Genomic DNA, 13388 nt, shown 5'->3' with positions numbered 1-13388 from the left:
TTCGACAGAAGTGATACACTTTAAGGTTCCGTTTTTGCTATCAGTGTAAGCTATGAATGACCAGCCATATCAAGTACCCAAAGCCATGGTGGTATTTGAAGAAGAGATAAAAAAAAGCATCTTTATAACGTATTTAGCTCGAACGTCTTCTGTTGATGACGCGAAAGCATTTGTTGCTGAAATAAAAGCTAAGCATTCAGATGCTCGTCATAACTGCTGGGGGTTTGTTGCGGGTCGACCTGAAGATTCGATGAAATGGGGATTCAGTGATGATGGTGAGCCGTCTGGTACTGCAGGTAAACCAATATTAGCTCAACTGAGTGGCAGTGGTATTGGAGAGATAACCGCAGTTGTTACGCGTTATTACGGTGGGGTGCGTTTAGGTACTGGTGGTTTAGTAAAAGCTTATGGCGGCGGAGTTCAACAGGCATTAAAACTGATAGAAACAGAAGAAAAAAGAATTACCGATACGGTTATTTTACATTGTGATTATAACTTAGTGAGTTTGGTCGAAACTTTATTGAGTCAATTTGAAGGTATTCAAGTAGATGCACAATACAGTGATAAGGTAGTGATGAGCGTTGAGTTAGAAAAGCGCGTTATTGAAGAATTTAAGATTGCCATTATCAATAAGAGTGGCGCAAAAATTGAATTTCCTTCAGATACATGAAATTCAAATACCATTAATTATTTAGGATATGAGTGACGCCAAGCGTCCAATAAACCATGCAGTTTCGTTCAATTATTCGTATCGTGGGTATTTTACTCGCAGTATTCAGTTTCTTCATGTTGGCTCCTGCTTTTATCGCGTTTATATATCGTGATGGTGCTGGTGTGCCATTTGTTATTACCTTCTTCTTATTATTAGCAGGTGGCGGGGCGCTTTGGTTCCCTAATCGTCAGCATAAGCATGAATTAAAATCACGTGATGGTTTTTTGATTGTTGTTCTTTTTTGGATGGTTATCGGCAGTGCAGGAGCATTGCCATTTTTGTTTTCAGGTTCACCAGATATTTCGGTAACTAACGCCTTTTTTGAATCATTTTCAGGGTTAACGACAACGGGTGCAACGGTATTAACAGGGTTAGATCATTTACCAAAAGCGATTTTATTTTATCGCCAACTTCTTCAATGGTTTGGTGGGATGGGGATCATCGTATTAGCTGTTGCTATCTTACCTGTATTGGGAATTGGTGGAATGCAGTTGTATCGAGCTGAAATTCCAGGACCTGTTAAAGATTCAAAAATGACACCACGAATAGCGGAAACTGCAAAGGTGCTTTGGTATATCTACCTAACCTTAACTATTGCCTGTGCATTGGCGTTTTGGGTTGCAGGAATGGGATGGTTTGATGCGATTTCTCATAGTTTTTCAACCATCGCTATTGGTGGGTTTTCTACTTATGATGCCAGTATGGGACATTTTAATAGTCCTGTGATTAACGCTATTACGGTCGTGTTTTTATTGATATCGGCTTGTAACTTTTCACTTCACTTTGCTGCATTCGCATCGGGTGGTGTTCATCCTAAATACTATTGGCGTGATCCTGAATTTAGAGCGTTTATTTTCATTCAAATTCTCTTATTCTTAATCACCTTTTTATTGTTGTTAAAGCACAATACGTATAATTCGGTAGGAACTGCAATTGATCAGGCGTTATTCCAAACCGTGTCAATTTCAACGACAGCAGGATTTACGACGACTAGCTTTGCTGAATGGCCACTGTTTTTACCTGTTTTATTGCTGTTTTCTTCTTTTATTGGTGGTTGTGCTGGCTCAACCGGTGGCGGTATGAAAGTAATTCGTATTTTATTACTGTCATTGCAAGGTATGCGTGAAATTAAGCGATTGATTCACCCAAGAGCGATTTATACGATTAAGATTGGAACTAAAGCATTACCTCAGCGTGTGGTTGATGCGGTATGGGGTTTCTTCTCTGCTTATGCCTTGGTGTTTGTTATTTGTATGCTGGCATTAATCGCAACAGGGATTGATGAATTAACTGCTTTCTCTGCAGTTGCAGCTACATTAAATAATTTAGGACCAGGTTTAGGTGAGGTAGCGGTTCACTTTGGTGAGGTGAATGATGCTGCAAAATGGATTTTGATTATAGCTATGTTGTTTGGACGTTTAGAGGTGTTTACACTTCTTATTTTGTTCACACCGACGTTTTGGCGTAGCTAGTTTTTATAATTAAACAGATTAAAGGGTTTACTGTGGAAAGAGTATTACTTCTTCACTCAAGTCGTGAAGGTCAAACGATTAAAATATTGAACTATATTGCGACAAAGTTAGGAAGTGATGTTCAATGTGAGCTTGTCGATTTACATCAACCGTTATCGGTTTCATTTTCTGATTATGATCGTGTTGTTATTGGCGCTTCAATTCGTTATGGCCACTTAAATAAAAAGCTGTATCAATTTATCACTAAATACCAAACGGAATTAGAACGAGCTAAAGCTGGGTTCTTTATTGTTAATTTAACGGCTCGTAAAGAGGGGAAAGATACGCCTGAAACGAGTGTTTATTTTAAGAAGTTCTTACTTAAATCGTCTTGGATCCCTGCGTTGCAAGATACGTTTGCTGGCGCATTATTTTATCCTCGTTATAACTGGTTTGATCGTGTCATGATTCAGTTCATTATGAAAATGACGGGGGGGGAAACGGATCCAACTAAAGAAGTTGAATACACTAACTGGCAACGAGTTGATCAATTTGTAGAGAAGATTAAACGCGGTTAAGTTTTATTCATTTTGGATAAAATAGTGCGATATAAGTAGAATTTTTGTTTTAGATTCAAATTTTTAGCTTCAAAAGTATGGATTTTATTATTGAAGTGATTACAATAGCACGCACAACAGGGGTGTAGCTCCAATTGGCAGAGCAGCGGATTCCAAATCCGCGTGTTGGGAGTTCGAATCTCTCCACCCCTGCCATATTTAAAGAAGGCTTGTATCGAAAGGTACAAGCCTTTTTGCTATCTGTGGTTTAGGAAAAGAGCCGCGGATTCCTCCACCATAAGAACGCGCGTGTTGGGAATTCGAATCTCTCCACCCCTGCCATATTTAGAGAAGGCTTGTATCGAAAGGTATGAGCCTTTTTGCTATCTGTGGTTTAGGAAAAGAGCCGCGGATTCCTCCACCATAAGAACGCGCGTGTTGGGAGTTCGAATCTCTCCACCCCTTGCCATATTTAAAGAAGGCTTGTATCGAAAGGTACAAGCCTTTTTGCTATCTGTGGTTTAGGAAAAGAGCCGCGGATTCCTCCACCATAAGAACGCGCGTGTTGGGAGTTCGAATCTCTCCACCCCTGCCATATTTAGAAAAGGCTCATATCGAAAGGTATGAGCCTTTTTGCTGTCTGTGATTTGAGAAAAGAGCGACGGATTCCCCCGCTATAAAAACACGCGTGTAGGGCGTTTGACATTCTCTGCTTTAAGGATATTTATAGAGGCTGTATCTAAAGGTAGAAGTCTTTTTGTTTTCTACCACCTAAAAAAGGGGAGTGAGTTTGCTTGAATATGAAAGCAGATGTACATCGAAAGTTATTAGCTTTTTCTTTTAAAATGCCTCCAATTTGTTAGAATATCGCGCATATTTAAAGGAGAGTAATACAATGTCAATGTATGTAGTGGGCCATAAGGTTCCAGATTCAGATTCAATTTGTGGTGCGATTGCACTAGCTTACTTAAAAAATCAGATTGGTGAAGCAGCGATTCCTACTCGTTTAGGTGAAGTATCTCCTGAGACTGCATTTATCCTAGAAAAATTTGGCCTTGAAACGCCAGAATTAAAAACAAGCTACGCTGGTGAAGAAGTGTACATTGTTGACCATTCAGAGTTAACTCAAGCACCTGATGATATTGCTGAAGCGACTATCGTAGGTATTGTTGACCACCATAAATTAGGTGACCTAACAACGTCAACTCCTCTTGAGTGTTGGATTCGTCCTGTTGGCTGTAGTAACACAGTTATTAAGATGATGTATGATTTTTACAATGTAGAAATTCCACAAAACATTGCTGGTATCATGTTATGTGCAATTTTAAGTGACACTGTAATTTTTAAATCACCAACATGTACAACAGCTGATATCAAGTGTGTTGAAGCACTAGCTGAAATTGCTGGCGTTGAAGATTTCAAAGCATTAGGCATGGAAATGTTTAAAGTTAAATCAGCTGTGCAAGGTACACCTGTACGTGACCTTGTTATGCGTGATTTTAAAGACTTTAACATGAATGGCGAGCTTGTTGGTATTGGTCAATTAGAAGTGATCGACTTGTCTGTATTTGATGAAATTAAAGAAGAATTAGAAGCAGATATCGCAGCAATGAAAGCTGAAGGTAACCGCCACACTATGATTCTTCTATTAACAGATATCATGAAAGAAGGCTCAGAAATGTTAGTTATCAGTGATAACGAAGAGCTAACAGAAAAAGCATATGGTAAAGCGTCTGTAAATGGTCGTGTATGGCTTGATGGCGTTCTAAGCCGTAAGAAACAAGTTGTTCCTCAACTACAAGAAGTATTTGCTTAATCTTTAAATATTAAGTGATAGATAAAAGCCCATGTAGTGATGCATGGGCTTTTTTATTGGCTTTAAACCGCTTCTTCTAATTCTAGTTTTCGTTTATCTAGAAAGATCCCATCTTTTTTTACTACACCGCATTCAGAACAGATAATTGTCTCTTGGTTATCAGAAATTAGTAGTTCATCTGATAGACATACTGGGCATTCTTGTACTTCATTCATAAATGTTCCCCTTAGCAAGTGTTGTTGAGCATTAATAGATCTTATTTAGTTTGTATAGTTAGTTTCTCTTAATGGAAGATGAGATTAAATACTAAAAATGAGATTGTTCGATTATTGAGATGCGAATCAATGAAATCATTATAAATTAAAGATGGCTAAGTGTAGATTTTATGAAAAGGATTTTTTGTGAACTGACAGCAAAGATTTACTGTCAGTATATGGAGATATTAAAAAAGGGTATTAATTAAATGCCTATCGAGATAGTTTGATTCGTAGAGTTCGCTTTTGCCAACTTCTTACTACTGAGTAGCGCCAAAGCCCACGAATACCAAAATAACCAATAAGAGCAGACGAAATACCACAAATAGCGCATCCTAATAAGAATGGAGGACCAATTGTCGACATTTGTGAACCAATAAATTCCCACGAAAGCTCAAAATGAAAATGCTGGGCAGGAGTAGATAAAACCCATGCGCCAATTTTATATGCACCATAAAAAAGCACTGGCATAGTAACAGGGTTACTAACCCAAACTAAAGCAATAGAGAGGGGAAGGTTAACACTACATAAAATAGCTAGACCAGCTGCCATGATCATTTGACTAGGAAGAGGAACGAAAGCCATAAATAACCCGACAGCAAACGCGCCTGCTGCTGAGCGACGATTTAAGCACCATAAGTTTGGATTGTACAAAACATTACCAAATATTTTTAAGGCTTTTTGGCGCTTAATGGTTTCGTGGTTTGGTAAAAAACGTTTAATGAGTTTTCTTGGCATTAGTTTATGCTTCTGTTAAATGACATACGTATAAAGATCGTTGTCGTAATTCTTATTCTTCTTTCATCGACTTTTTGGCCGACAAACCTGCCGTCGTCTGTATTTTTTTTGTGTATTATTAGCTATTTAGCAGCTTTAAAATATTCCCAATTAAAGGTGATACAAGGTATCTTTTTGGGATTAATCATCACATCCTTACACATAACTTACTATCAAAACTTAAATAAAAGTCTTTATAGTCAAGGACATGATATTACCATCAAAGGTGAAATTCAAAGTCTAATTGCATTTAAAGAAACGACATCTTCAATTTTAGTACAAGTTACTGAGTTTAATAGTAATAAGTTTTTACCTAATTTTTCCCCTTTAGTAAGGTTGTCGATTCGAGATTTTAAAAAGCAATTGACTGATGATACATCTATTCTCTTTAAGCAAGGTGAGGTATGGCAATTTGATGTTTCTTTGAGACCTCCTATAGGACGGCATAATGAAGTTGGGTATAAACTTGAAGGGTACGCATTATCAAAAGGCATACATGCATACGGGAAAGTGAAATCAGCAAAAAGACAAGTTGCTTCAGGATCTTATCGAAGTAATTTATTTATACAGTCTTATGAAAATACGTCCAATTACGATTATCAATCACTACTGCTAGCTCTTACTTTTGGATATAAAGGAGATATTTCGGCGAGTGAGTGGCAAATTTTACGTAATTCTGGTTTAGCACATCTTATGGCTATTTCAGGTTTGCACATAGGTTTTGTTTATGGAATTGGATGGTTTATTGGCAGAGGTATAAGAGCTTTATCGCCCCAATCTTATAATGTTTGGTTACCTGTTCTACTTGGTGGTTTTTTTGCTACTTCTTATGCGTGGCTTGCTGATTTTTCACTACCAACAATTAGAGCCCTTATTGCTTGTTTTCTAGTCTCGATTTTACTGGTTTTACGAATTAAGTGGCCAAAGCATCTTTATTTCTTATGGTGTTTATTACTTTGTTTGGTTATTAATCCATTTTCATCATTATCAATGAGTTTCTGGCTCTCTTTTTGTGCAGTTAGTGTTGTTCTTTTTTCTTTGTATATCTATCAAAAAATAGGAACAGACAAATTAAATGGAAAAGTAAAAAAAGTGAGCCAAGTTGTTTTTATTCAATTTGGTTTATTTACATTGTTGATCCCTATCCAAGGGTATTTTTTCTCCGGAATAAGTTATTTATCACCATTTATCAACTTGATAGCCGTCCCATGGGTGAGTTTATTTACGGTTCCTCTTAGTCTGGTAGGAGTCGTATTTGATATGCTGAGTTTACCAATTAGCGCATGGTTCTGGAAAGGGGCTAATGGTTCACTAAAGCCGATATGGTGGTTAGCTAAACAAGCGGAACATTCATGGCTTTTGCTTCCTACCGTATTTAATCAAGTCATTATATTTGTTCTTATATTGTTAATGCTTAAATTTTTTATGTCACTTAAAGCATTGGTTAATCCTTTATTTATATTACTCATTTGTGCGGCTTTTATAAGGCCGGATAAAAAATGGCAAGTTGATTTTTTAGACGTTGGCCATGGTTTAGCCGTGCTCATTGAAGCTAACGATAAAACGATTATTTACGATACAGGAATGAAATGGAATAACGGTAGTATTGCTGAAAGTGTTATAGAGCCAATTTTACACCGTCGCGGGATACAATCGATCACCGGTTTAATCTTAAGTCACCTGGATAATGATCATGCTGGTGGTAAAGATTATTTAATAGAGCGATTTGCACCTAATTGGGTTCGTACCAGTGAGATAAGCAACATAACAATACCTTGTATACAAGGTGAAAAGTGGCAAGAAGGAAGTATAGAGTTTGAGGTTTTATGGCCACCAAAATTAGTCAAGAGAGCTTACAACCCACATTCTTGCGTGATTAAATTTGATATTGATAAATGGACATTTTTATTAACTGGGGACATTGATGCTATTTCAGAGATGTTGATATTAAACCAAAATGATTTTAGTTCTGTAGATGTTCTCCTAGTTCCTCATCATGGTTCAACAACATCGTCAACAGATCGTTGGGTTAATGAAATGAAGAATAAAACAGCAATTGTATCAACAGGGCGATTTAGCCCATGGAATTTACCTAGTAAACAAATAAAACAAAAATACAGCGAAAATAATATAACTTGGTTAGATACTGCACAATCTGGACAAATAAGCCTTCATGCAACTAATGATAAATTACATATTAATAGGTATTCAGAAGTGAATCAGAACGTTTGGTACAGAAAGCTATTTGGCGATAACTTAAATTCAGAGTAGAATATAGATAATTGTATATGAAGAATAAGTACTTATGACTATTGAAAAAGACGAATCTACATGGGCAACATTTAAACGTTTATGGCCGCATATTTCTCTGTATAAAGCGGGACTTGGCGTTGCTGTTGTCGCCCTTGTGATTAATGCCTTAAGTGATACCTACATGATCTCTTTACTAAAACCACTTTTAGATGAAGGTTTTGGTAGTGCAGATTCTGACTTCTTAAAGAAAATGCCATTTATTATTTTAGCTATGATGTTTATTCGTGGTTTAAGTGGCTTTGTCTCTGGTTATTGTATGAGCTGGGTTGCGAGTAACGTAGTTATGCGTATTCGTCGCCAGATTTTTAATCATTTTATGCATATGCCTGTAAGTTATTTTGATCAAGAATCAACAGGGCGTTTGCTGTCTCGAATTACTTACGACTCAGAGCAAGTTGCTGCTGCGACAAGTAAGGCGTTAGTTAATATTGTACGTGAATCTGCGAGCATTATTGGTTTATTAGGTCTGATGTTCTGGAACAGTTGGCAGCTTTCCTTGGTATTAGTAGTTATTGCTCCAGTTGTTGCGTTCGCTATTAGCAATGTTTCTAAACGTTTTAGAAAGATCAGTAAAAACATGCAAACGGCGATGGGTTCTTTAACCGCAACGTCTGAGCAAATGCTAAAGGGACACAAAGTAGTACTTAGCTACGGTGGTCAAAAAGTTGAATCTGAACGTTTTGATAACATTAGTAACCACATGCGTCAGCAAAATATGAAAATGGTGGTTGCTCAAGGTCTAGCTAACCCTATTATTCAAATGATTGCTTCGTTTGCTTTAGTTACCGTGCTTTATTTGGCAAGTGTTGATTCAATTAAAGAGACATTGACTCCGGGTACTTTCACTGTTGTTTTCTCTGCAATGTTTGGTTTATTGCGTCCATTAAAAGGGTTAACAAGTGTTACTTCTGATTTCCAACGTGGTATGGCAGCATGTCAGACTTTGTTTGAATTGATGGATATGGATAAAGAAAAAGACGACGGTACGATTGAAAGAGATACCGTAAAAGGTGACATCAAAGTTGATAATGTGACTTTTACTTATCCAACAGCCGACGGCCCAGCATTACGTAATGTTAGCTTTGATTTACCTGCGGGTAAGACAATTGCTTTAGTTGGTCGTTCTGGTTCAGGTAAGAGTACTATCGCGAACTTATTTACTCGTTTCTATGATGTTGATTCTGGTGAAATAAGTCTTGATGGCGATAAGATTGAAGATTACCGTTTACCAAACTTACGTAAGCACTTTGCTTTAGTATCTCAAAATGTTCATTTATTTAATGATACCGTTGCAAACAACATCGCTTATGCATCTGAAGGTAAGTTTACCCGTTTAGAAATAGAGAAAGCAGCAGAGCTTGCTTACGCTTCTGACTTTATTAATAAAATGGATGACGGCTTTGACACCATGATTGGTGAAAATGGCGCAAGTTTATCAGGTGGTCAACGTCAGCGTATTGCGATTGCTCGAGCATTATTACAAAACGCACCCGTATTAATTCTTGATGAGGCGACATCGGCACTTGATACCGAATCAGAAAAAGCGATTCAGTCAGCACTCGATGAACTTCAAAAAGACAAAACAGTATTGGTTATTGCTCACCGCTTATCAACCATTGAAGATGCCGATCAGATCTTAGTTGTGGATGAGGGTGAAGTGGTTGAACGTGGTAATCATGCTGAACTTATTGCTCATGATGGAGCTTATGCTCAATTACACCGTATTCAGTTTGGTGACTAATGATTGACAAAATTTGGTTTGATAACCATTTTTTAGGAAAGCTATTGTGGCCATTATTGTGGCCACTTAGTTGCCTATTCAAATGGATAGCCACAAAACGAAAATCAGATTACCAAAATGGTAAAAAACAAAGTTACCGTTCTTCGGTTCCTGTTGTCGTTGTTGGTAATATTACCGCTGGTGGTAATGGTAAAACGCCGGTTGTTGTATGGCTTGTTGAGCAGCTGCAATTAAAAGGTTATAAAGTAGGGGTTGCCTCTCGTGGTTACGGTGGTAAAGCTCCGCATTACCCTTATTTATTAACAGAAACCACAACGCCAGATATTTCAGGTGATGAGCCCGTCTTAATTAAACAACGAACCAAAGCTGAAGTTGCTGTTGCGCCAGTTCGCAGCGAAGCAGTTAAAATGCTTGAACAACAAGGCGTTGATTTTATTATTACTGATGATGGCTTACAGCACTATGCGCTTCAACGAGACATAGAGTTTATTGTTATTGATGGAAAACGTCGTTTTGGTAATCAGCATTATATTCCTCTCGGTCCACTAAGAGAGGGCGTAGAGCGTTTATCTAGTGTTGATTTCTTAATTTGTAATGGTGGAGAACCTCAAGAAAATGAGGTATCAATGCGACTTCAACCAAGTGAAGCGATTAATTTAGTTACCGGTGAAAGACGCAGTGTTTCATCGTTATCAAATTTAGTTGCTTTTGCTGGAATAGGTCATCCTCCACGATTTTTTGAGACTCTTAATCAGCTGAAAGCGAATGTGGTTCATACTCAAGGTTTTGAAGATCATAAAGCGTTTGAACCAACAGAAATTGAACAACTAATGCAGTATGGCGAACAGTTAATCATGACAGAAAAAGATGCCGTTAAATGCCAATCTTTTGCTCAATCGTCATGGTGGTACTTGCCTGTTGATGCGACATTCCCAGAAGAAAAAGCACAACAAATATTAAATAAAATTATTGAGGTAAAAGAATAATATGGATTATCGTCTTCTTGAAATCGTAGCTTGCCCGGTATGTAAAGGAAAACTGAACTACGATAAAGATAAGCAAGAGCTTATTTGTAAAATTGATCGTCTTGCTTACCCAATCAAAGATGGCATTCCTGTAATGCTTGAGCCTGAAGCTCGTCGTATGACAATGGAAGAGGTTGAATCATGTCGTTCACAGTCATAATTCCTGCACGTTACCAATCAACTCGTTTACCAGGTAAACCGTTAGCTGACATTTGTGGTAAGCCGATGATTCAATGGGTTTACGAACAAGCATCAAAGGCTGGCGCAGATCGTGTGATCATAGCGACTGATGACAGTCGTATTGAAGCTGTTGTAAAAGATTTCGGTGGTGATGTATGTATGACGTCACCAAACCACGAATCAGGTACAGAACGTCTTGCTGAAGTGATTGAAAAATGTGGAATTTCAGCTGATGAGATCGTTGTAAATGTACAAGGTGATGAGCCGTTAATTCCACCGAGTATCATTCAACAAGTTGCACAAAATCTGTCAGATTCAGTAGCACCAATGGCAACATTAGCGGTGACTATTGATGAAGAAGACGATGTATTTAACCCTAATGCAGTTAAAGTTGTTACGGATGCCGAAGGTTATGCGTTGTATTTTAGCCGAGCTTCAATTCCATGGGATCGTGATGCTTTCGCTCAAGGAGAGACGCTTACCACTAACCCTTTACTTCGTCATATCGGTATTTATGCGTATCGTGCAGGCTTTATTAATACGTACATTAATTGGCAACCAAGTGTTCTTGAAAAAATTGAATGCTTAGAGCAACTTCGTGTTCTTTGGTATGGTGAAAAAATTCACGTTGCAGTAGCAAAAGAAGCACCTGCGGCAGGAGTTGATACCCCAGAAGATTTAGAAAAAGTACGCGCGATTCTATCTAAGTAATATCAATCAATATAAAAAAGCACATACCGTTTTAAACAGTATGTGCTTTTTTTATTTGTATACGTTTTTATTGTTCGTCAGGTAAAGGTAGGGAATCTTTTAATTCGTCTACTTTTTCCATAACATCTTCAATTTCAAGTTTCGGAGTCTCTTGAGCTTGTTGCTCTTTCTTCATCACTAAGTCTTTTAATTGCATAAACCAACGACCCATTTGCTCATACCAGAAACGTTCACTTTGCTCTAAATATTTTGCTTTAGGTGCGTACTTATCCCAAGGTTGCTTAACCTCTGAATGAGCAAGGTAGTTGGTTGGTGCAGGAACTGGATCCATTCCTAATTGATGGAACTCCGACATTGCTCTTGGCATATGACTCGCCGAAGTAACAAGAACCAGTGTACTTTTGCCAACTGAATTAAAAGTTTGAACTGCTTCTTCATGAGTGTCTCTAGCGCTTTCTAATAATAAGATATCTGATTTCTGGACACCTAAAGAAAGAGCAACACGCGCCATCATACGAGCATGGCTCACTGTCGTTCCACCGTTATAGCCCGAAAGAATCATTTTAGAACCAGGATACATACGATATATACGGATCCCTTCTGTCAATCTCATGACAGCGGCTCTAGATAGCTCTGAAATAGGGGATATTTCGTCATCGACAACGTGACCATTACCAAGAACAAGTACGTATTCAACTGGCGTCTCTGGCGCAATAAACGAAGGATAAATTCGTTCAGTTGATTTTAATAATGGTGTTGTGATTGGTTGAAAAGAGAGCAGAAAAATACCCAAAAGAGATAAAGTTAATAAAAAAGAGGCAAATCCTTTCCTTTTTGAAAACCATAAAATCAATAATCCAATGAACCCTATTAGGAGAAAACCAGGTAGGGGCATTAACATGGATGATAAAAACTTCTTTAACTCAAACATATTTTTTAACTATTACCGCTGATATAGAATGAAAAATCACCACTTGAGAACAAAAAACAGCGTCATGCTGTTACTTCCTTGAGCTCTTATGCGACAATGCATGTTTCCAATAGATAATATCATAACTTAACCACTGTGAATAAAGACCGTAATTTCGACGACATCGCCCACAAATTTGCGAAGAACATCTATAGTTCCGACAAGGGCGGGATCCGTCAAACAATTGTATGGCAAGATATGGAAACTATCTTAGCTGAAAATAATGCAAAATCTGAGCCACTTACTGTGCTAGATGCCGGTGGTGGGATTGGACAAGTTTCTCAGCAAATTGCAAAACGCGGTCATTCAGTAACGTTATGTGATATTTCTTCAGAAATGCTGAAATTAGCGAAAGAAGCAGTCGAAGACAACGGTTTATTACCGCAATATCAATTTATTCATACTGCTGTACAACAAATTGAACAGTATAATGTCGGGGAGGTTGATATTCTTCTATTCCATGCGGTTATGGAATGGTTAGATAATCCAAAAGAAGCATTAGACATTCTTTTAAAACAAGTAAAACCGGGTGGATATGCGTCCATCATGTTTTATAACCATCACGGCCTTGTGCTCAAAAATGTGATTTGTGGCAATATTCCTCATGTTTTAGATGGTATGCCCCATCGAAAAAGGTTTAAGTTACAACCTCAAAAAGGTCTAATGCCTAATGACGTGTATCAGTGGATTGAAGATGCAGGTTATGAAATTAAAGGAAAATCAGGCATTCGTTCATTTCATGATTACATTGGTAATATGGAATACATGGGCGATTACCAAATAGAAGACGTATTAAAGCTCGAAGAGCAATTATGCCGTCAAGAACCTTATCTCTCTCTTGGCCGTTATATTCACGTATGGGCGAAGAGAAAATAATAATG

The 13388-nt window shown here is 37.8% G+C and carries 13 protein-coding genes and 1 tRNA gene; 11 read left to right on the top strand and 3 right to left on the bottom strand.

The genetic code is table 11. The annotated features are described in order from the left end of the window. Window positions 1-52: 52 nt before the first annotated feature. From GNP81_RS00155 to GNP81_RS00135, 5 genes are all read left to right on the top strand, one after another. Complete coding sequence (locus tag GNP81_RS00155) at window positions 53-670, top strand: YigZ family protein (RefSeq protein WP_005416813.1); 618 nt, start codon at window positions 53-55, stop codon at window positions 668-670. 56 nt (window positions 671-726) lie between these two features. Further along, window positions 727-2184 (top strand): TrkH family potassium uptake protein, encoded by a 1458-nt coding sequence (locus GNP81_RS00150; protein ID WP_011260910.1) that lies wholly within the window; start codon window positions 727-729, stop codon window positions 2182-2184. Window positions 2185-2216: 32 nt separating this feature from the next. Next, entirely contained in the window at window positions 2217-2741 is a 525-nt protein-coding gene (hemG, locus tag GNP81_RS00145) for a menaquinone-dependent protoporphyrinogen IX dehydrogenase (RefSeq protein ID WP_336495376.1), read from the top strand. A 118-nt stretch (window positions 2742-2859) separates the two neighbouring features. Next, window positions 2860-2936: transfer RNA gene (locus tag GNP81_RS00140), tRNA-Trp, on the top strand. A 679-nt stretch (window positions 2937-3615) separates the two neighbouring features. Next, window positions 3616-4536, top strand: a complete 921-nt coding sequence (locus GNP81_RS00135; RefSeq protein ID WP_155674939.1) for a manganese-dependent inorganic pyrophosphatase — start codon at window positions 3616-3618, stop codon at window positions 4534-4536. A 62-nt stretch (window positions 4537-4598) separates the two neighbouring features. On the opposite strand, the gene GNP81_RS00130 is transcribed toward GNP81_RS00135, so the two are convergent. Together GNP81_RS00130 and GNP81_RS00125 are read right to left on the bottom strand one after the other, a co-directional pair. Then, window positions 4599-4751 carry a nonsense-mediated mRNA decay protein NMD3 family protein gene (locus GNP81_RS00130; RefSeq protein WP_155672704.1) on the bottom strand — a complete coding sequence of 51 codons (153 nt, stop codon included), beginning with the start codon at window positions 4749-4751 and terminating at the stop codon, window positions 4599-4601. A 252-nt stretch (window positions 4752-5003) separates the two neighbouring features. Then, entirely contained in the window at window positions 5004-5528 is a 525-nt protein-coding gene (locus GNP81_RS00125; protein ID WP_005422525.1) for a DUF2062 domain-containing protein, read from the bottom strand. 6 nt (window positions 5529-5534) lie between these two features. On the opposite strand from GNP81_RS00125, the gene GNP81_RS00120 reads away from it, so the two are divergent. From GNP81_RS00120 to kdsB, 5 genes are read left to right on the top strand one after another with little or no spacing between them, the layout of a single operon-like run. Further along, window positions 5535-7838: a DNA internalization-related competence protein ComEC/Rec2 gene (locus tag GNP81_RS00120; protein ID WP_155674941.1), complete on the top strand. Its 2304-nt coding sequence runs from the start codon at window positions 5535-5537 to the stop codon at window positions 7836-7838. Between the two features lie 34 nt (window positions 7839-7872). Continuing rightward, complete coding sequence (gene msbA, locus GNP81_RS00115) at window positions 7873-9621, top strand: lipid A ABC transporter ATP-binding protein/permease MsbA (RefSeq protein WP_005422535.1); 1749 nt, start codon at window positions 7873-7875, stop codon at window positions 9619-9621. Then, a complete protein-coding gene (gene lpxK, locus GNP81_RS00110; protein WP_155674943.1) occupies window positions 9621-10607 on the top strand; it encodes a tetraacyldisaccharide 4'-kinase in 987 nt (328 codons plus the stop codon). The genes msbA and lpxK overlap by 1 nt, the downstream gene beginning before the upstream one ends. Window position 10608: 1 nt before the next feature. Further along, entirely contained in the window at window positions 10609-10806 is a 198-nt protein-coding gene (locus GNP81_RS00105; protein ID WP_005422539.1) for a Trm112 family protein, read from the top strand. After that, entirely contained in the window at window positions 10788-11537 is a 750-nt protein-coding gene (gene kdsB / locus GNP81_RS00100; protein ID WP_155674945.1) for a 3-deoxy-manno-octulosonate cytidylyltransferase, read from the top strand. The genes GNP81_RS00105 and kdsB overlap by 19 nt, the downstream gene beginning before the upstream one ends. Before the next feature lie 67 nt (window positions 11538-11604). Here kdsB and elyC read toward each other — a convergent pair whose 3' ends face one another. Beyond that, complete coding sequence (elyC, locus tag GNP81_RS00095) at window positions 11605-12468, bottom strand: envelope biogenesis factor ElyC (protein ID WP_155672708.1); 864 nt, start codon at window positions 12466-12468, stop codon at window positions 11605-11607. Between the two features lie 135 nt (window positions 12469-12603). Between elyC and cmoM the strand changes: the two genes are divergently transcribed. Beyond that, window positions 12604-13383 (top strand): tRNA uridine 5-oxyacetic acid(34) methyltransferase CmoM, encoded by a 780-nt coding sequence (gene cmoM, locus GNP81_RS00090; RefSeq protein WP_336495509.1) that lies wholly within the window; start codon window positions 12604-12606, stop codon window positions 13381-13383. The last annotated feature ends 5 nt before the right edge of the window (window positions 13384-13388 follow it).

This window comes from Aliivibrio fischeri, from assembly GCF_009727955.1.
GTDB lineage: Bacteria > Pseudomonadota > Gammaproteobacteria > Enterobacterales > Vibrionaceae > Aliivibrio > Aliivibrio fischeri_A.
This window is presented reverse-complemented; position numbering and strand designations above follow the sequence as displayed.

Excerpts from the sequence above, each read along its gene's own strand:
- GNP81_RS00155 (WP_005416813.1), top strand. The coding sequence starts at position 53 with ATGAATGACCAGCCATATCAAGTACCCAAAGCCATGGTGGTATTTGAA.
- GNP81_RS00150 (WP_011260910.1), top strand. The coding sequence starts at position 727 with ATGCAGTTTCGTTCAATTATTCGTATCGTGGGTATTTTACTCGCAGTA.
- GNP81_RS00135 (WP_155674939.1), top strand. The coding sequence starts at position 3,616 with ATGTCAATGTATGTAGTGGGCCATAAGGTTCCAGATTCAGATTCAATT.
- GNP81_RS00130 (WP_155672704.1), bottom strand. The coding sequence starts at position 4,751 with ATGAATGAAGTACAAGAATGCCCAGTATGTCTATCAGATGAACTACTA.
- GNP81_RS00125 (WP_005422525.1), bottom strand. The coding sequence starts at position 5,528 with ATGCCAAGAAAACTCATTAAACGTTTTTTACCAAACCACGAAACCATT.
- GNP81_RS00120 (WP_155674941.1), top strand. The coding sequence starts at position 5,535 with ATGCTTCTGTTAAATGACATACGTATAAAGATCGTTGTCGTAATTCTT.
- msbA (WP_005422535.1), top strand. The coding sequence starts at position 7,873 with ATGACTATTGAAAAAGACGAATCTACATGGGCAACATTTAAACGTTTA.
- lpxK (WP_155674943.1), top strand. The coding sequence starts at position 9,621 with ATGATTGACAAAATTTGGTTTGATAACCATTTTTTAGGAAAGCTATTG.
- GNP81_RS00105 (WP_005422539.1), top strand. The coding sequence starts at position 10,609 with ATGGATTATCGTCTTCTTGAAATCGTAGCTTGCCCGGTATGTAAAGGA.
- kdsB (WP_155674945.1), top strand. The coding sequence starts at position 10,788 with ATGTCGTTCACAGTCATAATTCCTGCACGTTACCAATCAACTCGTTTA.
- elyC (WP_155672708.1), bottom strand. The coding sequence starts at position 12,468 with ATGTTTGAGTTAAAGAAGTTTTTATCATCCATGTTAATGCCCCTACCT.